Source organism: Allosphingosinicella indica (genome assembly GCF_900177405.1).
Taxonomy (GTDB): Bacteria; Pseudomonadota; Alphaproteobacteria; order Sphingomonadales; family Sphingomonadaceae; genus Allosphingosinicella; species Allosphingosinicella indica.
Window position 1 is genome coordinate 1,365,412 of sequence record NZ_LT840185.1, and the last position, 24,985, is coordinate 1,390,396.

The following is a 24,985-nucleotide window of genomic DNA, read 5'->3' on the forward strand; positions in this document are numbered from 1 at the left end:
GGTTCGGCTCCTTCATTCGCTGGAGAGGTCGAGCCGATCCTTGTCGGCGAAACCGGTGTAGGGAGAGGTGATGACGCGCTCGCCGGGCTCGAGCCCTTCGAGAACCTCAATGAAATCGGCGTTGCGGCGACCGAGGCGCACGGGGCGCTTGACTGCCTCGCCGCCGCCCGGCGCGACGACGAAGACATAGGCGCCGCCGGTCTCGTTGTAGAAGGCGCCGTTGGGGATCAGCAGCGCCGGCGACGGATCGCCCAGCGTCAGGCGCATCTGCAGCGTCTGGCCGCGCTGGACCTGCTCGGGCTCCGCGCCGGTGAAGCCGAGATCGACCTCGAACGTGCCGTTGCGGACCTGCGGATAGATTTTCGCGACTTTCAACTGATAGGTCTTGCCGCCCCATTCGGCGGTGGCGATCTGCCCTGGCTGGACGCGACCAAGATAGAATTCGTCGACCTGCGCGACGAGCTTGTTGCGGCCCGCGCTGTCGATCTGGCCGAGGCGCTCGCCGCGGTTCATCGACTGGCCGACCTGGATCGAGAAAGCGGTGAGCTGGCCCGAGACCGGCGCGCGCAGGTTCAGCGCGTCGAGCGTGGCGCGCGCGATGTCGAGGCTGCCGGCGAGCGAGGCGTTGGAGGCGCGGAGCTGGGCGAGCTGGCTCGATTGCAGCCGCTCGTTCACCGCCTGCGCGCGGCGCAGCACCTCGGCGCGCTCCTTGTTGGAGCGATATTCGTCCTCGCTGTCGCGAAACGTCTTGCCCGCGACGAAGCCCTTGTCGGCCAGCGGCTTCTGCACCTCATATTGGCGCCGCGCCTTGTCGGCGGCGAGCTGCGCCTCGATTACCGAGCGCTCGTCCTGGATGCGGGTCTGCGCGAGCGCGAGCTCTTGGCTGCGCATCGAGTTGATCTCACGCGAGACTTCGGTCTGGCGCGCGAGCAGGTTGAGCTGGAGATCGGAATTGGAGAGGACGGCGAGGAGCTGGCCCTGCTGGACCATCGCGCCGTCTTCGACCATCACCTTCTCGACCCGGCCGCCCTCGACCGCATCGAGATAGACGGTGACGAGCGGGGTGACGCGGGCGCGGAGCGGCAGGAAGTCGTCGAACCGGCCCTTGCGCACTTCGGATATGGTGAGGCGGCTGGTCGCCACCGTCTGGCTCGCAGCGTCCGGCGCCATCGTATAGAAGCCGGCCGCGCCGATCGCGAGCAGCGCCGCGCCGATGCCGATCTTGACCTGCTTCGACAGACCCTTCTTCTCGACGACACGGTCCATCGCGCCGCCGGTCACCGGCGCGTCGCCTTCGTGCGATTTCATGGTGATGACGCTCATCTTAGCTGCCCCTGTGGAAATCCGTCCCTCGCAAGGCGCGTGCCAGAAGCGAGGGGCGGATTTCCTGCCGGTGCGACCGGATACGGTGTCCGAAACCGGACAGAAACTGTTCGCGAACGGACAATCACGCGCGGACGTATTCGCACATCGGCGCCATCGCGGCCCGGCTGCACTTCTGCACCGATTCCACCTTGGGCTTGCCGGCCTGCACCGGCTCCAGCGCGACACTCGTCATCACGACGGGTGCAAGCATCCCGAGCGTCACGAACGCGATGGTTTCCAGCTTCGGCATTGTCCTTACTCCGTTGGCGGGATGGATTCCCCGCCGCTTACCCAGCATCAGCCGTGCCAAGCGCTGCGGAGCGCGGATTTGAGCCATTTTCGGGGCATGCTCTGGCCGGAAGCCCGGCGGCAAATTGTCCGGAAACGGACGGGGTCCGTCCGCGGGCGGACAGTGCTGGCACGGAAATTGTTTGTGCAGCGGCGTTGAGCGAATAGGAGGAAGACGTGACCCGGGGGCAGACTTTCAAACGCTGCATCATCGTCGACGACGATCCCGACATCCTGCTGTCCGCCCGGCTGCTGCTGCGCGACCTGTTCGAGGAAGTCGCGACCTTCCAGACGCCCGAGGAGGCAATGGCGGCGATGGACGAGGCGCTGCCCGACGTCGTCCTTCTCGACGCCAACTTCGGCCGCGGCGCGACCAATGCGGCCGAGGGCTTTCATTGGCTGACCGAGATATTGAAGCACGATCCCGACGCGGTGGTGGTGATGATCACCGCGCATGGCGGCGTGCAGATCGCGGTCGAGGCGATGAAGCGCGGCGCGACCGACTTCATTTCCAAGCCCTGGTCCAACGAGCGGCTGCTGGCGACGGTGCGCACTGCCGCCGCGCTCCGCAACACGCGCGAGGAGGCGACGACCGAGCGCAAGCGCGCCGCGGTGATCGCCACGCCGGCGGGCGGATCGGAGACGCCGATCCTCGGCAATTCGCCCGGCATGGCGCGCGTCTTCTCGCTGATCGAGCGCGCTGCGCCGACCGAGGCGAACGTGCTGATCCTCGGCGAGAATGGCACCGGCAAGGAGCTCGTCGCGCGCGCGCTGCACGAGAAATCGCGCCGCGCGGGCAACGTCTTCGTCTCGGTCGATCTCGGCGCGGTCGCCGAGAATCTCTTCGAAAGCGAGTTGTTCGGCCATGTGAAGGGTGCGTTCACCGATGCGCGGGGGGACCGGATCGGGCGGCTGCAGGCGGCGAACGGCGGCACTCTGTTCCTCGACGAGGTCGGCAATCTGCCGCTTCACCTCCAGCCCAAGCTGCTGACCGCGCTCGAGCAGCGCGAGGTGACGCCGGTCGGCGCCAACCGGCCGGTGCCGATCGACGTCCGCGTCATCGCCGCGACCAACCTGCCGCCCGACCGGCTCGCCGACGAGGGGCTGTTTCGCCAGGATCTGCTGTTCCGGCTCAACACGGTGGAGATCGACCTGCCTCCGCTGCGCGATCGCCGCCGCGACGTGCCGATGCTCGTCGATCATTTCACCGGCTTCTACAGCCGGAAATACGGCAAGCCGCCGCGCGCCATCCCCGCCGATGTCGCGCGCGCGCTCGAGGAATATGATTGGCCCGGCAACGTCCGCGCGCTCCGCCACGCATGCGAACGCGCGGTGATCCTGGGAGACGGCGAGGCGTTCACCGTCGATGATTTCTCGCTGTCGCGTGCTGCAGCGCCGCGCCCCGCCGCGGCGACGGTGCCGGCTGCGCCTTCCGGCGGCGACGATCTCAATCTGGAACGCGCCGAGCGTAACATGATCGAGGCGGCGTTGAAGCGCCACGGCTACAACATCTCGCTTGCCGCGCAGGATCTGGGTCTCACCCGCGCCTCGCTCTACCGTCGGATGGAAAAGCATGGGCTTTGATCGCGGCGCCGGTTCCTACCGTCTGCCGCTAACCAGCGAGACGTTCGGATGAACTTCCGCCGGCGCTTCCTGTCCGGCCTCGCGTGGCGCGTCGGGCTGCTCGTCGCGGCGGTCTACGGGCTCGTCTGGACGTTCGGCACCGAAGGGCTGGGCGCGGCACGGCTTGTCGCGGGCATGCTCACACTCGGTGCGGTGGCGGGGCTGTGGCGCTACATCCAGCGCACCAATGTCGAGCTGGCGCGCTTCGTCGATGCGGTGCGCTTCGGCGATCTCAGCCAGGGCTTCAGCCACCGCCACGAAGGCAGCGGATTCGGCGAGATCGGCGAAGCGCTCGAGGATGCGATGACCAAGCTGCGCGCCGAGCGCAACCGGCTGACCGACGCCAGCCGCTTCTACGAATCGGTGCTCGACGATGCGCCGACGCCGCTCATCACCATCGACGAGGAAGGCCGCGTCGAGCTCGCCAACAAGGCGGCACGGCGGCTGATGGTCCGCCACAGCGGCGTCCGCGTCGCCGATTTCCAGATCTACGGCGACGCCTTCGCCAAGAGCCTGACCGAGCTCCCTGTCGGCCGCGCGCGGCTGCTGCCGGTGATGCTGGAGAGCTTGCCGCAATCGGCAATGGTGACGGCGGCATCGGTGCACCGGCTCGGCGGGCAGGTGCGCGTCATCGCGATGCAGCCGATCCAGGGCGAGCTCAACGCGGTCGAGCTGGCCGCGCAGAGCGATCTGGTGCGCGTGCTGACCCACGAGATCATGAACTCGATGACGCCGGTCACCTCGCTCGCGCAGACCGCGGCGAAGCTGATGGCCGATGCCGAAAAGGGCGACGCCCGCGCGGTCGCCGATGCGCGCATGGCGATTGATACGCTCGCCCGCCGCGCCGACGGGGTGATGCATTTCGTCGAAAGCTACCGCCAGATCAGCCGTACGCCGGAGATCCGCGTGCAGACCTTCGCCGCCGAGCCTTGGGCGGCGGAGCTGGTCCGCATCGCGTGCGCGGCCGATGCGGACGGCAAGGTGGATTTCCAGCTCGACGTCACGCCGGACGATTTGCCGGTCGAGCTCGATCCCGATTTGATGAGCCAGGTCCTGATCAACCTGATGAAGAATGGTGCGGAGGCGGCTTCGGGGCATAGCGACAAGCCGGTGGTGCGTCTGTCGTTCAGCCTCACCAACCGCGGCCGCATCCAGATCGAGGTGGGCGACAACGGCCCGGGCGTGCCCGAATCGATCCGCAAGGACGTGTTCCTGCCCTTCTTCACCACCAAGGCGAAGGGCACCGGCGTCGGCCTCAGCCTCGCACGGCAGATCGTGCTCGCCCACCGCGGCTCGATCGCGCTGACCGAAAGCGCCGAGGGCGGCGCCGCGTTCCGGATACTGATCTAGGCGACCCGCTCCGCCATCGCCTGCACCTGGACGCGGATGTCCGGCACCGCGACGATCTCCCACAGCGCGCCCTTGGTCAGCGGGCCGACCGCGCGGAGCTGCGCATCGGCGCTGCCGTCGGCGTGAAGCACGCGGCCTTCGCCATCGACGTCGATGCCCAGCCGCAGCGTGTCGGGGCGGATGCGGCCCGCGCCGAGCAGCGCGTCGAGCAGCGGATCGCCCGCCTTGCGAATGTCGGCGAGCGGCCCGGTGCAATTGACGATGCGTGCCACTTTGATCGTCTCGACAGATACGGAGCCGCGCGGTTGCCAGCGCACTTCGGCGCGATCGCCGGCGAGATCGGCGCCGAGAATGCGTCCGCCTGCAAAGCGAAGGCGCCCCGCTTTCTCCATGCCCGCGATCCGCGCCGCGACGGAGGGGGCGATGCGGTGGCGATGCACGTCCCACCACGGGCGGAGGTGACGGAGGAAGCGCTCGCGATCCGCGTCGCTGCCTTCACGCCACAACCGCTGGGTCACCGGGCGGAGCCGGTCCACCGCCGCGCGCCAACCGAGCGCCTCGGCCGTCTCGCGGACCTCGCGAAGCAGCGCTGATCCCTTCGGCGGCGCGGGCGGATCGTTCACCGGTGTTACCGGGCCGGGTTCGACGTGCGCGCGCGGCGCGAGGCCGCGGCGCGAGAGCGCCAGCGTGGATCCTTCGAAGCCCGCGCTGTCGAGGATCAGCGCCATGTCGATCGCAGTGAGCCCGGTGCCGATCAGCATCACCGCATCGTCGGGCCCGAGACCGGCGGCGACATCGACCGCCCATGGATCGGAAACATAGAGCGGGCTGGCGCGCAGCGCGGCGGAGAGCCCGCCTGGAGTCGCCGGCGGCAAATTGCCGACCGCCAGCACCGCAGCATCCGCTTGGATCACGCGCCCGTCGGCCAGCGTCACGTCTGCCCCGCCCGGCGCGATCGCCACGGCCTCGCCGCGCACGATCTCGACGCCCGCTTCGGCAAGCTGCTCGGCGATGTAGCGGCCATAGAGCTTGCGCGGCGCGAAGCCGGCCGCATCGCCGCCATGCCGCACGAACCATTCGGCGAAGTGCGATGGCGCATCGGCAAACGCGCTCATGCTCCCGGCGCGGACGTTGAGGAGATGATCGTCGTAGCGGGTCGCATAAGCGACGCCGCGCCCGGGCTGGCCGGCGCGCTCGATCAGGATCGGATGCGCGCCCGCCCGCTTGAGCGCGATTGCCTGCGCGGCGCCCGTATAGCCGCCGCCGATGACCGCGACGCGGCGGCTCATGCGGCCTGCACCGCGGACGGCTCGGCGATCTCGGGCACCGGATCGGCGAGGGTCAGCCCGTCGAGGATGCGCGCGGTCTCGTCGCGCACCATCAGCATTACGCGGTGGAGGCGGCAGCGATCCTCGTCGATGCAATTCTCGCACTTCTCATAGGCGCGGCGGCTGGCGCAGGGCAGCAGGCCGAGCGATCCGCGCGTCAGGCGTACGATCTCGCCGTAGCTGATCTCGTGCGGCGGTCGGGCGAGCCAATAGCCGCCCTCGCGCCCGCGCAGCGAATTGACCAGCCCCTCGCGCCGCATCTCGGACAGCATCACGGTCAGGAACTTGGACGGGATGGCCTGCGCCTCTGCGATCTCGGCAAGCTGCACCGGCCCTGCGCCATAGCGATCGGCAAGGTGGAGGAGCGCCCGGATTGTATACCGAGTTCGTTGAGAAAGCATCGCCACCCCTTGGGCGTTTGCCTCCGGCTTTGCAACCTTTCCCCCGTGAAACCCGCATGCACGCCGTGTTTCGCTTTATATCCCGGTGATTTCGGGGCATGATCGCGGCGGTCGGGGCAGGAGATTGGCGCTATGAACGGCGGCGAAAAGGTGCTGGTGGTCGACGACGACGAGGATGTCCGCGCCACCATCCGTCAGCTTCTCGAGACGCTGGGCTATGCGCCGATCGAGGCAGCGGACGGCGATGCCGCGATCGCGCTGCTGAAGGAAGAGCGTCCCGACGTGGTGATCCTCGATTATGCGATGCCGGGCATGGACGGCGCCGAACTCGCGCGCCGCGCAAAGGATATCCATCCGGGCATTCCGGTGATTTTCGCCAGCGGCTTCGCGGAGGAGCGCGCGATCAAGAAGGCGGTGGGGCCTGACGTGCCGCTGCTCCACAAGCCGTTCCAGCTTGCCGAGATGGCCGAACTGATCGAGCAGCGGCTGAAGCATCCGGCGCGCTGACGCACGACGCCAGCACGTCGAGCAGCGGATAGAGCTCCTCCTCCTCGCGCGCGATGCGGATCGCGAGCGCATCCAGGATGGCGCTGGTAGCGGCGCGAAACGCGGGCCAATCGGCCGCCGCCGCGGTGCCGGTCCATTGCCGGTCGTAAGCGGCATAGTCGCGCGACAGGGCGCCCATCTCAGCCACGAACCGGTCGGCCACCGCCGCCGCCCTCGCATCCTGACCCGCGCGTATCCGCGGATACATCATCCAGTCCTCGCCATTGAGATGCGCGGTGAGCAGCGCCGAGAAGCGCTGGCGCAGAGCGAATAGGATGGAGGGATCGGGCGGCTTTCCCTGTGCGACCACCATGCGAAGCTGGCGGGCGGCCTGGTCGATCAAGCGATGTTCGCGGCGGAAGGGAAGGGTGGGGGGCGGCAAGGCAAGGGTCCGGAAACAGGATCGGCTTCTTCCTGTTCCGCGATAGAGCCGACGGCCAAAGGCGCGGTTGCGCGGGGCACCCGTAATCGCCGCAGGCTTCAGGCGGCGCCCTGCCCGGCGAGCGCGCGCGAAATGGCGGCGGAGAGTGATTCTAGGCGATACGGCTTGAACACCACCGGCAGCCCGCCCGCGCCCGCTTCGGCGATGCGATCGCTGTAGCCGGTCGTCAGCACAACGGGCAGGCCGGGATTGTCGCTGCGCAGCCGGTCGGCGAGCTCCAGTCCGCTCATCCCCGGCATCACGACATCGGTGAAGACGGCGTCGACCGGGAATTTGGCGAAGATCGCCAGCGCCTCCTCGCCGCTCCGCGCGCGGATGACGCGGTGGCCGAGTTCGCTCAATAGCGCTTCGGCGAAGGCGCCGACGTCCTCATTGTCGTCCACCACCAGGATGCGACCGGCGGGACGCGCCTGCGCTGGCTCCCTTGCAACCCGCGGCGCCTCGGCCAGTTCGGCTCTCGAGCACGGGAGAATCAGCGTCACCGTCGTGCCTTCCCCCTCCCGCGACTCGATGCGGATATCGCCGCCCGATTGCGTCGCGAAACCGTAGACCTGGCTGAGGCCGAGGCCGGTCCCCTTGCCAACGTCCTTGGTGGTGAAGAAAGGCTCGAACACGCGCGACAGCGTCTCGGGATCGATGCCCGAACCATCGTCGGAAATCGCGAGCGCGATGGCATCGCAGCTATCGAAATCGATGGGCGATGTGGCGATCGTGAGCACGCCGCCGTTCGCCATCGCATCGCGCGCATTGACCGCGATGTTGAGCACCGCCGCCTCGAGCTGCGCGGGATCGGCTTCGACGAGGCAGGCGCCGGGGTAAAGCGCGGTCCGCACCTCGACCCGCTCGCCCAGCGCGCGATCCAGCATATCGACCATCCCCGCGAGCTGGCGGTTGAGATCGATCACTTCGGGGCTGAGCGGCTGGCGGCGCGCGAAGGCGAGGAGCTGGCTGGTCAGCGCCGCGGCGCGGCTGGCGGCGTCGGCGATCGCCCCGGCGAAGCGCGCGCGCTTGTCCTCGGCAAGGCCGGGCCGGGTCAGCATGTCGGCCGATCCCTGGATTACCGTCAGCAGATTGTTGAAATCATGCGCGATGCCGCCGGTGAGCTGGCCGAGCGCCTGCATCTTCTGGGCCTGGCGGAGCTGCTCCTCCGCCTTGCCGCGCTCCTCGATCTCGACCTGCAGCGCCGCGTTGGAGTCGGTCAAGGCGTCGGCGCGCTCGGTGAGCATCCGGTTGGCGCGGCGGAGTGCAGCAGTCGCAGCGCCGAGCACCGCGGCGATCAGCGCCGCCATGACGACGAAGATGCCGATCAGCGCAAAACGCGCGGCCCGGCGCGACAATGGCTCGCGCGCCACTGCGATGCGCACAGTGCCGATCCTGTCGCCGCCGCGCAGCACCGGCGCCTGGGCGATGCGCAGGCCGTCCTCGCTCGGCGCGGCGGACAGATTGGCGGGAAGCCGCCCGCCGCCGCGAACGAAGCTGGCGACGAGCTGGCCGCCGCCGTCATAGGTTGCAGCGTAGACCACTTGCGGGTTGGCGCGGGCGGCGTTCATCGAATCCTGCGCCGCTTCCGCATCGCCGAAATCGAGCGCGGCGACGACACTTGCCGCCATCATCTCCGCCTGCACGCCGGTCTCTCTCGCGCGCTGCGCCTGATTGGCGTTGGCGCTCAGCAGGATGATTACAACCCCCGCCAGAAACAGGAAGAGTGCGAGCAGCGTCGCCAGCAGGGGTACCCGCCGCCAGCGGGCGTCGATCGCCTCGGGTGTCGTCAAGGGCCGCGCTGCCGGACGCTGCGGGCGATGCCGAGCAAGCGCGAGCTGATGCCGAGTCCGGCGTCCGCCGCGGCCTGATCGTCGATATGGAAGCCGACGCGGCCGTTCTGCACGGCGAAATGGACCATGCCCCGCACCTCGCCGAACCGTGCGTCGGTGACGGTCAGCACGGGCTTGCCCTTCAGGGCCGCCAGCATCGCCGCCGTCGTCCGGCCGCTCGATCCCTGGACATAAGCCATTGCGCAGCCCTCCGCCCGGCCGGCATCCTGGAGGTGGCGGACGGCGAGCCGGTGGCCGAGCACCGCCTGCCGCCGCGCCGCCTGCTCCAGGATAGGCCCGAACGGATCGATCCCCAGCACGCATAGCGTCATCGGCTCGCCCGCGCCGGGCCGCGCGCCTTCCGGCCATTCGACATAATGGGCGAGCTTGGGGAGGAAGCCGGCCGTTACCCTGTCGTCGCGGAGCTGCGCGCCGGCGGGCGCGGCGGCCCCGGCGATCAGCAGCGCCGCCAGCAGGCGGGTAAGGGCAGTCCGGCAGGCCAAGGAAGCGGCACCTCGTGAAGCAGTGACGCTCCGGCTTAGCGCTGTGTGCCCGCTCGACTCAAGCTGCGATGCGCGTTCAGCCGCGCCACTTGAAGCCGATCCAGAGCGTCCGGGGCGTCGCGCGTTCCACCGTGCCGTCGCCCGCGATGCCCGCGACGACGCGCCGGTCGCCGATATTCTCCGCCCGCGCCTCGAGCGCGAGCCCGCCGGTGAGCGGCACCGCCGCGGCGGCATCGAAGGTAAGCGCGGAAGAGATGCGCTGGCGGTTGAGATCATCCTCGAACTGCGCGGCGGTATAGCGCGTGGTGAGCGATGCCGCCGCCCGGTCGCGCGTCCAGCCGATCGTGGCGGAGACGCTGTGGCGCGGCGTTTGCGCGGGCCGGAGGCCGTCGAGCGCCGCTGCCGGGGCGTCCGCACGAACTTCGGCATCGGCGAAGGCATAGCCTGCGGTCAGCGACCAGTCGCCGCGGCGAATGCCCGCGTCCGCCTCGATCCCGCGCGAGACGATCGCGTCGAGGTTGCGGCGCTGGCTGTAGGTGCCGCCTGCCGCGACGAAGCCGACGCCCGGGAACGTCCCCGGCCCGGTGCCGAGCGTCACGTTGGCGATGGCATTGTCGAGGCGGTTGGCGAACAGCGTGACGCCGACGCACGCGCCCTCCGCCGGGCGCCATTCCGCTCCCGCCTCGATCCCGCGCAGCCGCTCGGGCGCAAGCGCGTCGTTCGCGGCGACCGCGTCCGGCCCGACGCGAAACGGGCGGTAGAGTTCGTTCAACGTCGGCAGCCGCCAGCCGAGATAGGCGGCGGCGCGCAGATCGACGGAGGGCGCCGCATGAAAGACCGCGCCGGCACGCGCGGTCGGCTCCCAGCCGCTGCGATCGACGAAATCGGTATCGGTGAAGGCGGCGCCGCCTGCCACCGGCCGCTCCTCCAGTCGGCCGTCTGAAATCCGCCAACGATCGATCCGCGCGCCGCCCGTCAGCGTCCAGGCGTCAGTCTCGATCGTCGCTTCGGCAAAGGCGCCGATCGTCGTCGTCGCGCCACCCGCCTCGCGCAGCCGCGTCGCGCTGCCGTTCTGGAAATTGTAGCGCTCGCGCGTCTCCCCCGTGGTGCGGCGCGCATCGCCGCCGATGCGGAGCTCCACCGCGCCGATCCGCGGCCGGATTTCGCCGCGCGCGCCAATGCCGGTGGAGGGCACCGTATATTGCTCGGACACCTGCGTCGCCGCGGTCCGGCCAGGCGTCGTGCTGGCGAAGCTGTTGTAATAGTCGCGCGTCTGCACATAGGCGAGCGCGCTCCATGGCAGATCGCCTGATCCCACCAGCCGCAGCGATGCGTCTGCGCCCTTGGTGCGGCTGTTGGTGAAGTCGAGCCCGCGGTCGCGTGCGTCGCGGAACAGCAGGGCGCTGGCCTGCAACTCGGTCGCGCCGCCGATCGGCGCGACGCCGCGCGCGGCAAGGCTCGCCTGATCGTAGCGCGCGGCGCGGTCGGCGGGGCCGCGGTCTTCGGCGACGACGGGGATGAAGCCGTCGCCAGTCGCGTAGGAAGCGCCGAACGACGCAAAGCCTTCGCCGACTGCACCACCATAAGCCGCGAAGGCGTCGATGCTGTCGCGGCTGCCATAAGCGGCGCCCGCGCTGAGCCCATCGAGATCGGAAGGGATAGCGGAGCGCAATGCGATGGTGCCGGCGATCGCGCCCGGGCCGTCTGCGCCGCTGCCGCCGCCGCGCGTCACCCGCACGCCGCCGAGCCGCTCGGGGCGGTAGGCCGGCCAATTCACCCAGCCGCCGAACGGATCGCTCTGCGGCACCCCGTCCAGCGTCAGCAAGGCGCGGCTCGACGCATTGCCGCCGAGGGCGCGCAGCGTCACCCCCTGGCTGGTGGGATTGGCCGAGCGCGAGTCCGATCGGCGGAAGAGCTGGAGCCCCGGAACGTCGCGTAAGATATCCTCCAGCCGGTTCGACGCCGCACCAGTCAGCCGCTCGCGGCCGATATCGACGCTCGCATAGGCCGCATCGCCCGGCGCATCGGGCAGTGCCGACCCTGTGACGACGATATCCTGCGGCTGCAGCGCCGCGGCGAGGAGGGCTGCGATCACGCCTTTATTCGAACTCGACGATCACCGCATCGACGGCGAGGCTGTCGCCCGGCTTGGCGGCCACCGCCTTGACCGTGCCGGCCTTCTCGGCGCGCAGGATATTCTCCATTTTCATCGCCTCGACCACCGCCAGCGGCTGGCCCGCCTCGACGCTGTCGCCAGCGTTGACGTGGAGCGCGGTCAGCAGCCCCGGCATTGGGCAGAGCAGGAATTTGGAAAGATCGGGCGGCACCTTCTCGATCATGTGGCGGCTGAGTTCCGCGACATGCGCGGGGAGCACGTCAACGACATGGCTGGCGCCACGCGCGGTCAGCCGCCACTGCCGGCCGCGTCGCGCGATCTGGACGATATGCTCGCGCCCGTCGACGCTGCCCTTGAAGCGGAGCTGGCCGGGCGCCCAGACGCCGATCACCTCATGCGGCTGTTCCTCGCCCGCGCGGCGGATCAAAGTCGCGCCCTCGGCATCGGCGACGGTCAGCCGATGCTCGCTCCCGGCGATGCGGACGACACGCTCGCCCACTGCTGGCGGCGCGCCGTTGAGCTGGCCGGCGATCGATCCGGCGCGCCGGTCAGTCTCATGCCCGATCAGCGCCGCGATCACCGCGAGATCGGCGATCAGTTGGTCGGATGGCGGCGCGCCAGTGAAGCCTTCGGGATATTCCTCGGCGATGAAGCCGGTGGTGATGTTTCCCGAGCGGAAGCGCGGGTGCTGCATCAGCGCGGACAGGAAGTCGATATTGTGGCCGATGCCGTCGATGCGGAACGCGTCGAGCGCGCGGATCTGTCGGTCGATCGCGCCCTCGCGGGTCGGCGCCCAGGTCACGAGCTTGGCGATCATCGGATCGTAGAACATCGAAACTTCGCCGCCTTCGACCACGCCGTCATCGACGCGGGTGCGAACCTCCCCTCCCGCTTGCGAGTGCTGGTTGAACCGCGCCCCGCGCGGCTCAGGCTGTGCCGGGGGCACAGCCGACCCAGCACTGGGCCGGGGGAGGGCTTGTTCCCCACTTCCAGACAGTCCCTCCCCTGGCCCCTCCCGCAAGCGGGAGGGGGAAGTCTGGGGTGGTCGATAATGCACCAGCCTCCCCGTGCTCGGCAGGAAGCCGCGATAGGGATCTTCCGCATAGACGCGGTTCTCGATCGCCCAGCCGGTGAGCGTGACATCGTCCTGGGTGAACGCCAGCTTTTCTCCGTAAGCGACGCGGATCATCTGCTCGACGAGATCGAGCCCTGTCACCTCCTCGGTCACCGGATGCTCGACCTGGAGCCGGGTGTTCATCTCGAGGAAGTAGAAGCTCTCGCCCGTCGTGTCGGCGCCGGAGACGATCAGTTCGACGGTGCCCGCCGAATAATAGCCCACCGCCCGCGCCAGCGCGACGGCCTGCTCACCCATGGCCTTGCGCATCTCGGGCGTCACGAAGGGCGACGGCGCTTCCTCCACCACCTTCTGGTGGCGGCGCTGGATCGAGCATTCGCGCTCGCCGAGATAGACGATGTTGCCGTGCTGATCGCCGAGCACCTGGATTTCGATATGGCGCGGGCTCTCGATGAATTTCTCGATGAACACCCGGTCGTCGCCGAAGCTCGCCAACCCCTCGCGCTTGGTCGCCTCGAAGCCCTCGCGCACGTCCTGCTCGCTCCAGGCGAGGCGCATGCCCTTGCCGCCGCCGCCGGCGCTCGCCTTCATCATCACCGGATAGCCGATGTCGGAGGCGATCTTCACCGCCGCGTCGGTGTCCGCGATCTCGCCGAGATAGCCGGGGACGACGTTGACCCCCGCTTCCTTCGCCAGCTTCTTCGATTCGATCTTGTCGCCCATCGCGGCGATGGCGTTGGGCGGCGGCCCGATGAACGCGATGCCCGCGTCGGCCAGCGCCTTGGCGAAGCTCTCGCGCTCGGAAAGGAAGCCGTAGCCGGGATGCACCGCCTCGGCGCCGGTCGCCTTGCAGGCGTCGATGATCAGCTCGGCCTTCAGATAGGATTCGGCGGCCGGCGGCGGGCCGAGCCGCACGCTCTCGTCGGCCAGGCGGACATGCGGCGCGCGCGCGTCGGCATCCGAATAGACGGCGACCGTCTTGATGCCCATGGCCCGCGCCGTGCGGATGACGCGGCAGGCGATCTCGCCCCGGTTCGCGATCAGGATCTTCTTGAACATGCGTCCCTCTCTAGCCTGACCGCCGCGCGAATCCAGCCGCTACTCCGGACGGGGGAAGAGCGCCTGCAGCGCGTCCCACGCCGTCGGGTGATAGATGGTCGCGTGGCTGAGCGCCGGACGCGGCTCCCAGTGCAGCTCCAGCGCAGTGCCCCGCGCACGCAGCGCGGCGGCGAGCCGGTCGGCGAAACGCGGCTGCTGCAGCGTCTCCTTGCCGATGCTGATCCAGACGCGCGGCTTCCCCTTCGCCGGGTGCGCCGCGAGCAGACCCGCCGCCTCGTCGGTCAGCCGCCCGTCGTCCCACCACAGGCTCGGGTCCATCGCGATATAGGTGTCGAAGGCGTCGGGCGTCTTGAGCAGCGTCTCGACGATGAACAGCCCGGCGAGCGACTCGCCGATCAGCACGTCCTCGCCGGATGTGCGATAGCGCGCTTCGACCATCGGCTTCACTTCGTCGATGAGATAGCGGCGGAAGAGGTCCGACGATCCCGCCGTCGGATATTCCGCGCGCAGCTTCGCGTCGCGTTCGACGGGAAAGGCGAGCTCGCGGCGCCGATCGACCGTCTCGACGCCGACCACGATGAACTCCTGCGTCAGCCACGAGATCGCCCCGAGCTGCGCCAAGCCGGAGATGTGGTGGAAGTCCTGCGCCATCCCGCCGTCGATCAGGTAGAGAACCGGATAGCGCTGCTCGCCCTTCGCATAGGACGGCGGCGTCCAGACGTTCACCGTCCGCTCGCCGCCCAGCGCTTTCGACGCCAGCGCATAAGCCTCGCCGATCACGATCGGCTTCGCCACCGGCTCCGCGATCGCGGGCGTCGCGAGAAGCAGCGTGGCGAGGAGAAGCAGCAAGCGCCTCACGCCGCCGCCATCGCCGTCAGCCCCAGCCGTGCGAACAGCGCCGCGTCCTTGTCGTCGCCGGCGTTGGCGGCGGTGAGGAGCTTGTCGCCGGTGAAGATTGAATTGGCGCCGGCAAGGAAGCAGAGCGCCTGCGCCGCGTCGCTCATGCTCTCGCGGCCCGCGGAGAGGCGGACCATGCTCGCCGGCATCGTGATCCGCGCGACCGCGACCGTGCGGACGAACTCGATATCGTCGATCTTGGCGAGCGGCGTGTCGGCCAGCATGTCGCCGAGCACGGTGCCCTTCACCGGCACCAGCGCGTTGATCGGCACCGATCCGGGATGTTCGGGCAGTGTCGCCAGCGCATGGAGGAAGCCGATGCGGTCCTCGCGCGTCTCGCCCATGCCGACGATGCCGCCGCAGCAGACGTTGATCCCTGCGGCACGGACATTCTCCAGCGTCTCCAGCCGGTCGGCGAAGCTGCGCGTGCCGATCACCGCGCCGTAATTCTCCGGCGAGGTGTCGATATTGTGGTTGTAATAATCGAGCCCCGCCTCGGCCAGCGCGTCGGCCTGCGCCTCGGTCAGCATGCCAAGCGTCATGCACGTCTCCATCCCCATCGCGCGGACGCCCTTCACCATCTCGGCGAGCGCGGGGATGTCGCGATCCTTGGGGTTGCGCCACGCAGCGCCCATGCAGAAGCGGGTTGAGCCATGGTCCCGCGCCTGCGCCGCGGCCTGCAGCACCGCGCGCACGTCCATCAGCTTGGTCGCCTTGATCCCGCTCTCGGCATGGACCGACTGCGAGCAATAGCCGCAATCCTCCGGGCAGCCGCCGGTCTTGATGCTGAGCAGGGTCGAAAGCTGCACCGCATCCGGCGCGTGATGCGCGCGGTGGACCTCCGCCGCGCGGAAGACGAGGGCGGTGAAAGGGAGATCGAAGAGGGCGGTGATTTCGGCGCGGGACCAGTCGGTGCGCAGCTCCCCTCCCGCTTGCGGGAGGGGATGGGGGAGGGCCTGTTCCCCAACCCCGGGCATTCCCTCCCCTGGCCCCTCCCGCAGGCGGGAGGGGTATTTCGTCATCGTCGTCATCGCAGCGCGTCCATGAAGAGGGCGAGAAAACCGCCGGTGCCGATGCCGATGCCAAGCACCGAGACGCGGCGATAGAGGCCGAGCTGGCGCTGCCGGGGCTCCTTACCCGCATGGCGGGCGGCGACGATGCCGGTCGCGCCGGAAAGCGCGCAGGCGCCGCCGATGCTGATCGGCGCCAGCACGAGCAAGACCTGGCGCACCGTCATAGGCTCGATCTGCCCGGACTGGCTGAGCGTCAGCACGCCACCCAGCGCCAACAGCGACAGCGTCGTCAGGAATTTGAAGTGATCATAGAGCAGGGTCTCGGCGCGGTGCCGGTCCTCACCCGACAGCGGGGCTTCGTCGTCGTCGGTCATTCCGCGGCCTCGTCCACCGGCGGGCGGTTGTGGCCGAGCAGCTTCAGCACCTCGCCCGCGGCGTCGATCAGATTGGTGCCGGGGCCGAAGATGCCCTGCACCCCCGCCTCGCGCAGCATGTCGTAATCCTGCGCGGGGATGACGCCGCCGACCACCACCTTGATGTCGGCGCGGCCCATGTCCCTCAGATGGCCGATCAGCTCCGGCACCAGCGTCTTGTGCCCGGCGGCGAGGCTGGAGGCGCCGACTACGTCGACTTGCCTTTCGACTGCGAGCGCGGCGGCTTCCTTGGGTGTCTGGAACAGCGGGCCGGGGACGACCTCGAACCCCAGATCTCCGAACATGCTGGAAACGAGATTGGCGCCGCGGTCGTGCCCGTCCTGCCCCATCTTGGCGACCAGCAGCCGCGGTTTCCGGCCCATCCTTTTGCCGACCATCTCGACGCCGTCGACCAGCCCGGTCCAGCGTGCATCGCCGGTATATGCGCCACCATAGACGCCCGACACCGGCGCCGGGTTGGTGCCATAACGCCCGAACGCATCCTCCATCGCCGACGAGATTTCGCCGAGCGTCGCCCGGCGGCGCGCGCATTCGACGGCAAGGGCGAGGAGATTGCCGTCGCGCTTCGCCCCTTCGCGCAGCGCGCCCAGCGCGGACTGGCACGCGGCCTCGTCCCGCTCGGCCTTCACCTTCGCGATGCGGCGGATCTGCGCTTCGCGGACCGCGTGATTGTCGACATCGAGGATCTCGATCGGATCCTCCTCGGCCTTGCGATAGCGGTTGACGCCGACGATCACCTGCTCGCCGCGGTCGATCCGCGCGGCGGCGGCCGCGGCGGCTTCCTCGATCATCGCCTTGGGCCAGCCCGCGGCGACGGCCTTCGCCATTCCGCCCTCGGCCTCGACCCGCTCGATGATCGCCCACGCCTCGTCGACCAGCCGCTGGGTCAGCGCCTCGACATAATAGGAGCCGCCGAGCGGATCGACGACGTTGGTCATCCCCGTCTCCTCCTGGATGACGAGCTGGGTGTTGCGCGCGATGCGGGCGGAGAAGTCGGTCGGCAGCGCGATCGCCTCGTCGAGCGCATTGGTGTGGAGGCTCTGAGTGCCGCCCAGCATCGCCGCCATCGCCTCGATCGTGGTGCGCATGACGTTGTTGTACGGGTCCTGCTCGGTGAGGCTGACGCCCGACGTCTGGCAGTGGGTGCGCAGCATCTTCGATCGCTCATCCTTCGCGCCGAGGCTGGTCATCACCCGGTACCACAGCACGCGCGCCGCGCGCAGCTTGGCGATCTCCATGAAGAAGTTCATGCCGATCGCGAAGAAGAAGGAGAGGCGGCCCGCAAACCTGTCGATGTCGAGGCCGGAGGCCACGCCATATTTCACATATTCCATGCCGTCGGCGATGGTGAAGGCGAGCTCCTGCACCTGCGTGGCGCCGGCCTCCTGCATGTGATAGCCGGAGATGGAGATTGAGTTGAACTTCGGCATGTTGGCCGAGGTGAAGGCGAAGATGTCCGAGATGATCCGCATGCTCGGCTCGGGCGGGTAGATATAGGTGTTGCGGACCATGAACTCTTTCAGGATGTCGTTCTGGATCGTGCCGTCCAGCATCTCCTGAGCAACACCCTGCTCTTCCCCCGCGACGATGAAGAAGGCGAGGATCGGGATCACCGCGCCATTCATCGTCATCGACACCGACATCTTGTCGAGCGGGATGCCGTCGAACAGGATCTTCATGTCCTCGACGCTGTCGATCGCAACGCCCGCCTTGCCGACATCGCCGGTGACACGCGGGTGGTCGCTGTCATAGCCGCGGTGGGTGGCGAGATCGAAGGCGACGGAGAGACCCTTCTGCCCCGCGGCGAGGTTGCGGCGGTAGAAAGCGTTCGATTCCTCGGCGGTCGAGAAGCCGGCATATTGGCGGATCGTCCACGGCCGCCCCGCGTACATCGAGGCACGCACGCCGCGCGTGAAAGGCGCGAAGCCGGGGAGGCCGGGGTCGATGTCGGCCACGTCCTCGGCCGTATAAAGCGGCTTCACCGCGATCCCCTCCGGCGTGTGCCAGGTAAGATCGCGGCCCTTCACCTCCTTGGCGGCGAGGGCCTCCCAGTCGGCGCGGGTGGGTTTCTTATCAGACATAACAAACCTCCCCCTCTCCCCTTGCGAGAGAGGGTTGCGCAGACTTGGCGGCTCCGCCGCCTAGTCGGAGCTGAGTGAGGGGTAAGCGGCGCAACGCGCCGCGCGAGACCATGCCTCGCAACCCCTCTCCAACTGCGACTAGCTCGCGCGCGAGCAAGTCTCCGTATCCTCTCCCGCAAGGGGAGAGGAGTTCAATGTTCGTCACCCGGGCTCTCCATGATCTCGGTGAGCACTCCGCCCATGTCTTTCGGGTGCAGAAAGAAGATCGGCGTGCCATGCGCCCCGGTCCGCGTCGGCCCGAGGATACGTGCGCCTTTATCGTCGAACCACGCCCGCGCCGCGTCGATGTCCGGCACTTCGAAGCAGACATGATGCTGCCCGCCCTGCGGGTTCTTCTCCAGAAACTTCACGATCGGCGAGTCCGCACCCAGCGGCTCGATCAGTTCGATCTGCGTGTTGGGCGTATCGACGAAGCACACTCGCACCCCCTGTGCCGGCAGGTCGAACGGCACCCCGATCACCGTCGCGCCCATCAGGTCGCGATAGGCAGCGATCGATTGGTCGATCGAAGGCGTGGCAACGCCGACATGGTTGATACGGCCGAGTTTCATCCTTCGATCCTTGGCGACGCGGCACGGCCGGATGCCATTGCCGCGCCCTCGATGATCCCTTCCAGCCTGCTCACCCGGTCGCGCAATGCGGCATGCGCCTCGGCCAATTTGGTCAGGCGTTCACTCTGCTCCAGCGACGCCTCCTTGAGCGAGCGGATATCCTCCCGCATCAACAGTACGCTCTGAAACGCCTTGAGCGCATCGCCCATCGTGCTCATAGCCGCCGCACGCCTTCGTCGCTCAGTATCGCATCCACGCGCGCATTCGCGGCCCTTATTGCCGCGATCGACTGCTGGAGATCTGCGCGCATCCGCGGCACCGCATCATTGACCTCGTCGATCAACGCAGCCAGCGCCGCCTCGTCATCGCCCGCGCCCTCGGAAATGTACCGATTGGCGGCCTCGCGCACGACATGCCCCACCGACATGCCGTTGCTCGACGCAAACGCATCCAGCGCCGCCTTCTGGTCGGGCGTGGTCAGGAACGTCACGCGCTCGGTCTGCATCTCTGTCTCCTTGGCATTACAATGTCATTGTAATGTGCAGCACCATGTCTCGCAAGCCAATCGCCACTAGGTCTGAGATGACCGAAGATCATGTGGATTGCTTCTCTAGGAGAGATAAAAGCCAAAAGGGAAAGGAAAGACTGAACAGTGCGGCCCACACTATACATAACCAAAAGCGTACTGGCTGGGTGTCGCGGTCAAAGGGGCCCCAATCGCGAATGCGCCCGATAAATACCATGCTGCGCGCTTTCCAGTCATTAATCAGACGGCGACTTGCAATTATCGAGATAGCCAACAGCAGGATGCCAATGAGGGGATTCGTCACAGCGGAATATTGTCATGCTTCTTCCACGGGTTCTCAAGCTGCTTGTCCCTGAGCTTCCTTAACCCGAGCGCGATCCGGCGCCGTGTCGAGTGCGGCATGATGACCTCGTCGATGAAGCCCTTGCTCGCGGCGACGAAGGGGTTGGCAAAGCGGGCTTCATATTCGCGGGTGCGTTCCGCGATCTTTTCGGGGTCACCGATGTCCTTGCGGAAGATGATCTCCACCGCGCCCTTGGCGCCCATCACCGCGATCTCGGCGGTCGGCCAAGCGTAGTTCAAATCGCCGCGCAGGTGCTTCGACGCCATCACGTCATAGGCGCCGCCATAGGCCTTGCGGGTGATGACGGTGATCTTGGGCACGGTCGCCTCGGCATAAGCGAAGAGCAGCTTGGCGCCGTTCTTGATGATGCCGTTATGCTCCTGCGCGACGCCGGGCAGGAAGCCGGGCACGTCGACGAAGGTCACGATCGGGATATCGAAGGCGTCGCAGAAACGGACGAAGCGCCCCGCCTTCTTGGAGCTTGCGATGTCGAGCACGCCGGCGAGCACCATCGGCTGGTTGGCGACGATGCCGATCGTCCGCCCCTCGATCCGCCCGAAGCCGGTGATGATGTTGGCGGCATGCGCGGGCTGCACCTCGAAGAAATCACCGTCGTCGACGGTCTTCCGGATCAGCTCGTGCATGTCGTAGGGCTTGTTCGCACTGTCCGGGATCAGCGTGTCGAGGCTCTCGTCGATCCGGTCCCACGCGTCGGCGCACTCGCGCTCGGGCAGCGGGTGGCGGTTGGAAAGCGGCAGGAAATCGAAGAAGTCGCGGGTCGCGAGCAGCGCCTCAATGTCATTCTCGAACGCGACGTCGGCGACGCCCGATTTGGCGGTGTGCGTGATCGCGCCGCCCAGTTCCTCCTGCGTCACCACTTCGTTGGTGACGGTCTTCACGACGTCCGGGCCCGTCACGAACATGTAGCTCGAATCCTTCACCATGAAGATGAAGTCGGTCATCGCCGGCGAATAGACCGCGCCGCCCGCGCACGGGCCCATGATGAGGCTGATCTGCGGGATGACGCCCGATGCCAGCACGTTGCGCTGGAAGACCTCGGCATAGCCGCCGAGGCTCGCGACGCCTTCCTGGATGCGCGCGCCGCCGCTGTCGTTGAGGCCGATGACGGGCGCGCCGACCTTCATCGCCATGTCCATCACCTTGCAGATCTTCTGCGCGTGCCGTTCGGAGAGCGATCCGCCGAAGACGGTGAAATCCTGCGCGAAGACGAAGACCAAGCGGCCGTTGATCGTGCCCGATCCGGTGACGACGCCGTCGCCCGGTACCTTCTGCTCGGCCATGCCGAAGTCGACGCAATTATGCTCGACGTACATGTCATATTCTTCGAAGCTGCCGCGATCGAGCAGCACCTCGACCCGCTCGCGTGCGGTGAGGCGGCCCTTGGCATGTTGTGCCGCGATCCTCTTCTCGCCGCCGCCGGCCCGCGCTTCCGCGCGCCGCGCTTCGAGCTGTTCGATGATGTCTGTCATGGCCATCCTTTTCCAGAGCTTGCCGCGGAAGGCAACAAAGGCGGCGGGTGGCCGGCTCAGCGCCCCTCGAACACCGGCGGCTGCTTGCTGAGGAAGGCGAAGACGGCGCGCTTGAAATCGCCGCTCTCGCCCGCGGTCTTCTGCCCGGCGCGCTCGGCGGCGAGGATTTCGCTCAGGCTGCTGTGCTCCGCTTCGCGCGCGATGCGGCGGATGAGGCCCAGGGCGACGGTGGGGCCGTTCGCCAGTCGCTCCGCCATCGCGCGCGCCTCGCCCGGCAGCGCATCGTCGGCGACGACGCGGTTGATCATGCCCCAGTCCAGCGCGGTCGCGGCCGGGATGCGATCGCCCAGCATCATCATCTCCATCGCCCGCGCGCGCCCGGCAAGGCGCGGCAGCAGCCAGTTGGCGCCGGCATCCGGGATCAGCCCGACGTTGACGAACGCCTGGAGGAAATAAGCGGATTCGGCCGCCATGATGATGTCGCCGGCAAGCGCGAGGCTGCACCCGGCGCCCGCCGCCGGGCCGTTGACCGCGGTGACGATCGGTATCGGAAGCGCGAACAGCGCCTCGATCATCGGGTTGAAATGCTGCTCCAGCGACGCGCCGACATCCTCGGGCAGGCCGCTGCCGGCGTCCGCGGCGAGGTCCGCGCCGCTAGAGAAGCCGCGCCCCTCGCCGGTGATCAGTAGCGCGCGCGCATCCGACTCCGTGACCTCGCCGACGGCCGCTGTGATCTCGTCGATCATCGCCGCGCTGAGCGCATTGAGCCGCTCGGGCCGCGCCAGCGTGATCGTCGCGACCTTGCCGGGATCGAGGCGGATATGGGTGTAGGTCATGGCTCGCGCGATGCCGCCTGCCCGGCCTTTGCCGCGTCGCCGAGCGAAATCGGCCGCTCGGCCATCGCGCGGCGGTTGCTGACGCGCCAGATGCGGTTGCCGACATCGTCCGCCACCAGCAGCGATCCGTCCTTCGCGATCGTCACGCCCACCGGCCGGCCGAGCGCCTTGTCGTCAGCGCTGAGGAAGCCGGTGAGGATGTCGATCGGCATGCCCGCCGGCTTGCCGCCCGCGAACGGAACGAAGATCACCTTGTAGCCGCTCCTGGGCTTGCGGTTCCACGATCCGTGCTGGCCGACGAAGGCGCCGTTGGCGAGACCGTCGCCGAGCCGCGCGCCGGTCGCGAAGCTGAGGCCGAGCGAGGCAGTGTGCGGGCCGAGCGCATAATCGGGGGTGATCGCCTTGGCGACCATGTCGGGCCGCGCCGGCTCGACGCGCGCATCGACATGCTTGCCCCAATAGGACCAGGGCCAGCCATAGAAGCCGCCGGGCTGGACGCTCGTCATATAATCGGGCGGCACGTCGCTGCCGATCTCGTCGCGCTCGTTGACCGAAGTCCAGAGCTGGCCGGTCTCCGGGTTCCAGGCGAGGCCGACGGGATTGCGGAGCCCGGAGGCATAGACGCGGCTCTTGCCGCTCGCCGGGTCGATCTCGAGAATCGCGGCGCGGTCGACCTCCTCGTCGAGGCCGTTCTCGGCGATGTTGCTGTTCGATCCGACGCCGACGTAGAGGCGGCTGCCGTCGGCGCTGGCGACGAGACTCTTGGTCCAGTGATGGTTCCGGCCGGCGGGAAGCGCGGCGACCTTGCGCGGCTTGGCCGTGATCCGCGTCGCGCCTTCCTCATAGGGAAAGGCGACCACAGCGTCGGCATTGGCGACGTAGAGCGTGTCGCCGACCAGCGCCATGCCGAAGGGCGAGAAGAGCCCGGTGAGGAACGGCGTCTTCACCTCCGCCACGCCATCGCCGTCGGCATCGCGGAGCAGGGTGATGCGGTTCGCGCTCGGCACGCCAGCGCCCGCGCTCTTCATTACCAGCCCCTGCACCCAGGCCTTGATGCCGCCGCTGCCTTCGGGCTTGGGCGGCTTGTTCGATTCCGCGACCAGTACGTCGCCGTTGGGAAGGACGTAGACCCAGCGCGGATGATCGAGCCCCGCCGCAAAGGCGTTGAGCTGGAGCCCGGCGATCACGCGCGGCGCCTGCCCCTCGCCCCAGCCGGTCGCGTCCGCGGTGTTGACGGTCGGGAACAGCGAGCTGCGCGGCTCGACGATCTTGGGGTTGGGTCCCGTCACCTCCGCCACCTGGAGCTGCGCGGGGCGGCCGCAGGCGGCGGCGAGCGTCAGCGCGGCGAGCGCGGCGGCGGTATGGACCCGGATCATTCCTCGTCTCCCTCGGTCATCAGAGCGCCTTCGTCGGGCGGCAACAGGCGCAACCGCGCGACGCGGCGCGAATCGCGCTCCAGCACTTCCAGCCGCCAGCCACTGGCATGTTCGACGATCTCGCCGACATCGGGGACATGCCCCGCAAGCACGGTGGCGAGGCCGCCGATCGTCTCGACATCGTCGTTCACGTCGGCGATCCGCGCGTCGATCAACCGCGCGACATCCTCCAGCTCGGCGCGGGCGTCGGCCTCCCACGCGCCGTCGTCGAGCGCGACCAGCAGGCCGGGCAGCTCCTCGTCATGCTCGTCCTCGATCTCGCCGACGATCTCCTCGACGACGTCCTCGATGGTGACGAGCCCCTCGGTGCCGCCGAATTCGTCGACAACGATGGCGAGATGCACCCGCTCGCCCCGCATCCGCGCGAGCAGATCGAGCGCGCCCATCGATTCGGGCACATAGAGCGGGCTGCGGATCAGATCCTTGATGTCGCCGGGCGGCGCGGCGCCGGCGACGCGGAGCGCGAATACGTCCTTGACGTGGATCATGCCGATCACGCTGTCGAGGCTCTCGGCATAGACCGGCAGGCGGCTGTGCCCCGCATCGACGAAGGCCGCGACGAGATCGTCGAAGCTCGCCGTCGCGGGCACCGCGATAATGTCGCTGCGCGGCACCGCGATATCGGTCGCGGTCCGCTCGCCGAAATGGAGGAGGTTGCGCAGCATCTGCCGCTCGATCGAGGTTAGGTCGCCGATGATCGGCACTTCGCCCTCGTGGCTTTCGATCGCTTCCTCGATCTGGTCGCGAAGCGTGGCCTCGCTGTCCTCGCCGAACAGGAGGGTCCGAAGACCGCTCCAGAATGTGCGCCCGTTCGGCTGGGCGGTGCTACTATCGTCGTCGGACATCGAGCTTAGGATCGCACCTCGCTGGTGACTTGAAGGAAATCGTCGTCGGGGGGAATGGCATAGGGATCGGCGATGCCGAGCGACGCGAGCGCGACGCGCTCCACCTGCTCCATCGCCTCCGCATCCTCCTCCCCCGCCTCATGGTCATAGCCTAACAGATGCAGCGTGCCATGAACCACAAGATGCGTGGCATGGACGGCGACCGCAACGCCTTTCGTCTCCGCTTCCGCCGCGCAGACGCCGTGCGCCAGCACGATATCGCCGAGCAACGCCTCGCCGCTGTCGGCGCGGGCGATATCGGGGAGCAGCTCGGCGTCGAACAGCGGGAAGGAGAGGACGTTGGTCGGCCTGTCCTTGTTGCGATAGGCGGCGTTCAGCGCGCGCACTTCCTCGTCGGAGGTGAATTTGACCGAAACCTCGACGGCGAGCGAGCTGTCGATCAGCGCCGCGTGGCGGCTCGCCGCAACCGCCGCGCGCACCGCGCCCTCGGCGAGGGCGTCCCAACCGCCGCTTCGCTCCCAGTCTCCCGAAGCATCGGATTCGACGAGGATCATGGCTGCCGCGCC

24 protein-coding genes are annotated in these 24,985 nt (G+C 68.3%); 3 read left to right on the forward strand and 21 right to left on the reverse strand.

Annotated features, from left to right (window positions below; translation table 11 throughout):
• Nucleotides 1-12: 12 nt before the first annotated feature.
• Together B9N75_RS06705 and B9N75_RS13950 are read right to left on the reverse strand one after the other, a co-directional pair.
• A complete protein-coding gene (locus B9N75_RS06705; RefSeq protein ID WP_085218101.1) occupies nt 13-1,323 on the reverse strand; it encodes an efflux RND transporter periplasmic adaptor subunit in 1,311 nt (436 codons plus the stop codon).
• Between the two features lie 124 nt (nt 1,324-1,447).
• On the reverse strand, nt 1,448-1,615 hold the full coding sequence (locus B9N75_RS13950; protein WP_157123733.1) for a hypothetical protein: 168 nt from the start codon (nt 1,613-1,615) through the stop codon (nt 1,448-1,450).
• 215 nt (nt 1,616-1,830) lie between these two features.
• Between B9N75_RS13950 and B9N75_RS06710 the strand changes: the two genes are divergently transcribed.
• A complete protein-coding gene (locus tag B9N75_RS06710) occupies nt 1,831-3,237 on the forward strand; it encodes a sigma-54-dependent transcriptional regulator (RefSeq protein WP_085218102.1) in 1,407 nt (468 codons plus the stop codon).
• A gap of 48 nt (nt 3,238-3,285) precedes the next feature.
• On the forward strand, nt 3,286-4,626 hold the full coding sequence (locus B9N75_RS06715) for a sensor histidine kinase (RefSeq protein ID WP_085218103.1): 1,341 nt from the start codon (nt 3,286-3,288) through the stop codon (nt 4,624-4,626).
• On the opposite strand, the gene B9N75_RS06720 is transcribed toward B9N75_RS06715, so the two are convergent.
• Together B9N75_RS06720 and B9N75_RS06725 are read right to left on the reverse strand one after the other, a co-directional pair.
• The gene (locus B9N75_RS06720) at nt 4,623-5,915 is read right to left on the reverse strand and encodes an FAD/NAD(P)-binding protein (RefSeq protein ID WP_085218104.1); all 1,293 of its coding nucleotides are present in this window, start codon (nt 5,913-5,915) and stop codon (nt 4,623-4,625) included. The two genes, B9N75_RS06715 and B9N75_RS06720, sit on opposite strands and share 4 nt — an antisense overlap.
• Nucleotides 5,912-6,355 carry an RrF2 family transcriptional regulator gene (locus B9N75_RS06725; protein ID WP_085218105.1) on the reverse strand — a complete coding sequence of 148 codons (444 nt, stop codon included), beginning with the start codon at nt 6,353-6,355 and terminating at the stop codon, nt 5,912-5,914. The genes B9N75_RS06720 and B9N75_RS06725 overlap by 4 nt, the downstream gene beginning before the upstream one ends.
• A gap of 132 nt (nt 6,356-6,487) precedes the next feature.
• Between B9N75_RS06725 and B9N75_RS06730 the strand changes: the two genes are divergently transcribed.
• The gene (locus tag B9N75_RS06730; RefSeq protein ID WP_085218106.1) at nt 6,488-6,862 is read left to right on the forward strand and encodes a response regulator; all 375 of its coding nucleotides are present in this window, start codon (nt 6,488-6,490) and stop codon (nt 6,860-6,862) included.
• On the opposite strand, the gene B9N75_RS06735 is transcribed toward B9N75_RS06730, so the two are convergent.
• The 17 genes from B9N75_RS06735 to ybeY all read right to left on the reverse strand — a co-directional run bounded on the left by B9N75_RS06735 (nt 6,759) and on the right by ybeY (nt 24,973).
• On the reverse strand, nt 6,759-7,283 hold the full coding sequence (locus B9N75_RS06735; RefSeq protein ID WP_172840830.1) for a hemerythrin domain-containing protein: 525 nt from the start codon (nt 7,281-7,283) through the stop codon (nt 6,759-6,761). The genes B9N75_RS06730 and B9N75_RS06735 overlap by 104 nt on opposite strands.
• A 98-nt stretch (nt 7,284-7,381) precedes the next feature.
• On the reverse strand, nt 7,382-9,115 hold the full coding sequence (locus B9N75_RS06740) for an ATP-binding protein (RefSeq protein WP_085218108.1): 1,734 nt from the start codon (nt 9,113-9,115) through the stop codon (nt 7,382-7,384).
• A complete protein-coding gene (locus B9N75_RS06745) occupies nt 9,112-9,657 on the reverse strand; it encodes a YfiR family protein (protein WP_172840831.1) in 546 nt (181 codons plus the stop codon). Before B9N75_RS06745 ends, B9N75_RS06740 begins: the two co-directional genes overlap by 4 nt.
• Nucleotides 9,658-9,733: 76 nt before the next feature.
• Nucleotides 9,734-11,752, reverse strand: coding sequence for a TonB-dependent receptor (locus B9N75_RS06750; protein WP_085218110.1), 2,019 nt, complete (start codon nt 11,750-11,752; stop codon nt 9,734-9,736).
• Between the two features lie 4 nt (nt 11,753-11,756).
• On the reverse strand, nt 11,757-13,907 hold the full coding sequence (locus B9N75_RS06755) for an acetyl-CoA carboxylase biotin carboxylase subunit (RefSeq protein WP_085218111.1): 2,151 nt from the start codon (nt 13,905-13,907) through the stop codon (nt 11,757-11,759).
• A 39-nt stretch (nt 13,908-13,946) separates the two neighbouring features.
• On the reverse strand, nt 13,947-14,765 hold the full coding sequence (locus tag B9N75_RS06760; RefSeq protein WP_085218112.1) for an alpha/beta hydrolase: 819 nt from the start codon (nt 14,763-14,765) through the stop codon (nt 13,947-13,949).
• Nucleotides 14,762-15,781 (reverse strand): biotin synthase BioB, encoded by a 1,020-nt coding sequence (gene bioB, locus B9N75_RS06765; RefSeq protein WP_085218113.1) that lies wholly within the window; start codon nt 15,779-15,781, stop codon nt 14,762-14,764. The genes B9N75_RS06760 and bioB overlap by 4 nt, the downstream gene beginning before the upstream one ends.
• Before the next feature lie 50 nt (nt 15,782-15,831).
• The gene (locus tag B9N75_RS06770) at nt 15,832-16,191 is read right to left on the reverse strand and encodes a hypothetical protein (RefSeq protein WP_085218114.1); all 360 of its coding nucleotides are present in this window, start codon (nt 16,189-16,191) and stop codon (nt 15,832-15,834) included.
• A complete protein-coding gene (gene scpA, locus B9N75_RS06775; protein ID WP_085218115.1) occupies nt 16,188-18,332 on the reverse strand; it encodes a methylmalonyl-CoA mutase in 2,145 nt (714 codons plus the stop codon). Before scpA ends, B9N75_RS06770 begins: the two co-directional genes overlap by 4 nt.
• Before the next feature lie 191 nt (nt 18,333-18,523).
• Nucleotides 18,524-18,943, reverse strand: coding sequence for a methylmalonyl-CoA epimerase (gene mce, locus B9N75_RS06780; RefSeq protein WP_085218116.1), 420 nt, complete (start codon nt 18,941-18,943; stop codon nt 18,524-18,526).
• Nucleotides 18,940-19,152, reverse strand: coding sequence for a hypothetical protein (locus tag B9N75_RS06785; protein WP_157123734.1), 213 nt, complete (start codon nt 19,150-19,152; stop codon nt 18,940-18,942). Before B9N75_RS06785 ends, mce begins: the two co-directional genes overlap by 4 nt.
• 5 nt (nt 19,153-19,157) lie before the next feature.
• Nucleotides 19,158-19,448, reverse strand: coding sequence for a hypothetical protein (locus B9N75_RS06790; RefSeq protein ID WP_085218118.1), 291 nt, complete (start codon nt 19,446-19,448; stop codon nt 19,158-19,160).
• A 321-nt stretch (nt 19,449-19,769) separates the two neighbouring features.
• Entirely contained in the window at nt 19,770-21,308 is a 1,539-nt protein-coding gene (locus B9N75_RS06795; RefSeq protein ID WP_425292412.1) for an acyl-CoA carboxylase subunit beta, read from the reverse strand.
• A gap of 50 nt (nt 21,309-21,358) precedes the next feature.
• A complete protein-coding gene (locus B9N75_RS06800) occupies nt 21,359-22,138 on the reverse strand; it encodes an enoyl-CoA hydratase-related protein (RefSeq protein ID WP_085218119.1) in 780 nt (259 codons plus the stop codon).
• Nucleotides 22,135-23,514: a PQQ-dependent sugar dehydrogenase gene (locus B9N75_RS06805; protein ID WP_085218120.1), complete on the reverse strand. Its 1,380-nt coding sequence runs from the start codon at nt 23,512-23,514 to the stop codon at nt 22,135-22,137. The genes B9N75_RS06800 and B9N75_RS06805 overlap by 4 nt, the downstream gene beginning before the upstream one ends.
• A complete protein-coding gene (locus tag B9N75_RS06810; RefSeq protein ID WP_085218121.1) occupies nt 23,511-24,419 on the reverse strand; it encodes a hemolysin family protein in 909 nt (302 codons plus the stop codon). Before B9N75_RS06810 ends, B9N75_RS06805 begins: the two co-directional genes overlap by 4 nt.
• Nucleotides 24,420-24,424: 5 nt before the next feature.
• Complete coding sequence (gene ybeY / locus B9N75_RS06815; protein ID WP_085218122.1) at nt 24,425-24,973, reverse strand: rRNA maturation RNase YbeY; 549 nt, start codon at nt 24,971-24,973, stop codon at nt 24,425-24,427.
• Nucleotides 24,974-24,985 lie beyond the last annotated feature (12 nt).

Excerpts from the sequence above, each read along its gene's own strand:
- B9N75_RS06705 (WP_085218101.1), bottom strand. The coding sequence starts at position 1,323 with ATGAGCGTCATCACCATGAAATCGCACGAAGGCGACGCGCCGGTGACC.
- B9N75_RS13950 (WP_157123733.1), bottom strand. The coding sequence starts at position 1,615 with ATGCCGAAGCTGGAAACCATCGCGTTCGTGACGCTCGGGATGCTTGCA.
- B9N75_RS06715 (WP_085218103.1), top strand. The coding sequence starts at position 3,286 with ATGAACTTCCGCCGGCGCTTCCTGTCCGGCCTCGCGTGGCGCGTCGGG.
- B9N75_RS06720 (WP_085218104.1), bottom strand. The coding sequence starts at position 5,915 with ATGAGCCGCCGCGTCGCGGTCATCGGCGGCGGCTATACGGGCGCCGCG.
- B9N75_RS06725 (WP_085218105.1), bottom strand. The coding sequence starts at position 6,355 with ATGCTTTCTCAACGAACTCGGTATACAATCCGGGCGCTCCTCCACCTT.
- B9N75_RS06730 (WP_085218106.1), top strand. The coding sequence starts at position 6,488 with ATGAACGGCGGCGAAAAGGTGCTGGTGGTCGACGACGACGAGGATGTC.
- B9N75_RS06755 (WP_085218111.1), bottom strand. The coding sequence starts at position 13,907 with ATGTTCAAGAAGATCCTGATCGCGAACCGGGGCGAGATCGCCTGCCGC.
- bioB (WP_085218113.1), bottom strand. The coding sequence starts at position 15,781 with ATGCCCGGGGTTGGGGAACAGGCCCTCCCCCATCCCCTCCCGCAAGCG.
- B9N75_RS06770 (WP_085218114.1), bottom strand. The coding sequence starts at position 16,191 with ATGACCGACGACGACGAAGCCCCGCTGTCGGGTGAGGACCGGCACCGC.
- scpA (WP_085218115.1), bottom strand. The coding sequence starts at position 18,332 with ATGTCTGATAAGAAACCCACCCGCGCCGACTGGGAGGCCCTCGCCGCC.
- mce (WP_085218116.1), bottom strand. The coding sequence starts at position 18,943 with ATGAAACTCGGCCGTATCAACCATGTCGGCGTTGCCACGCCTTCGATC.
- B9N75_RS06785 (WP_157123734.1), bottom strand. The coding sequence starts at position 19,152 with ATGGGCGATGCGCTCAAGGCGTTTCAGAGCGTACTGTTGATGCGGGAG.
- B9N75_RS06790 (WP_085218118.1), bottom strand. The coding sequence starts at position 19,448 with ATGCAGACCGAGCGCGTGACGTTCCTGACCACGCCCGACCAGAAGGCG.
- B9N75_RS06795 (WP_425292412.1), bottom strand. The coding sequence starts at position 21,308 with ATGGCCATGACAGACATCATCGAACAGCTCGAAGCGCGGCGCGCGGAA.
- B9N75_RS06800 (WP_085218119.1), bottom strand. The coding sequence starts at position 22,138 with ATGACCTACACCCATATCCGCCTCGATCCCGGCAAGGTCGCGACGATC.
- B9N75_RS06805 (WP_085218120.1), bottom strand. The coding sequence starts at position 23,514 with ATGATCCGGGTCCATACCGCCGCCGCGCTCGCCGCGCTGACGCTCGCC.
- B9N75_RS06810 (WP_085218121.1), bottom strand. The coding sequence starts at position 24,419 with ATGTCCGACGACGATAGTAGCACCGCCCAGCCGAACGGGCGCACATTC.
- ybeY (WP_085218122.1), bottom strand. The coding sequence starts at position 24,973 with ATGATCCTCGTCGAATCCGATGCTTCGGGAGACTGGGAGCGAAGCGGC.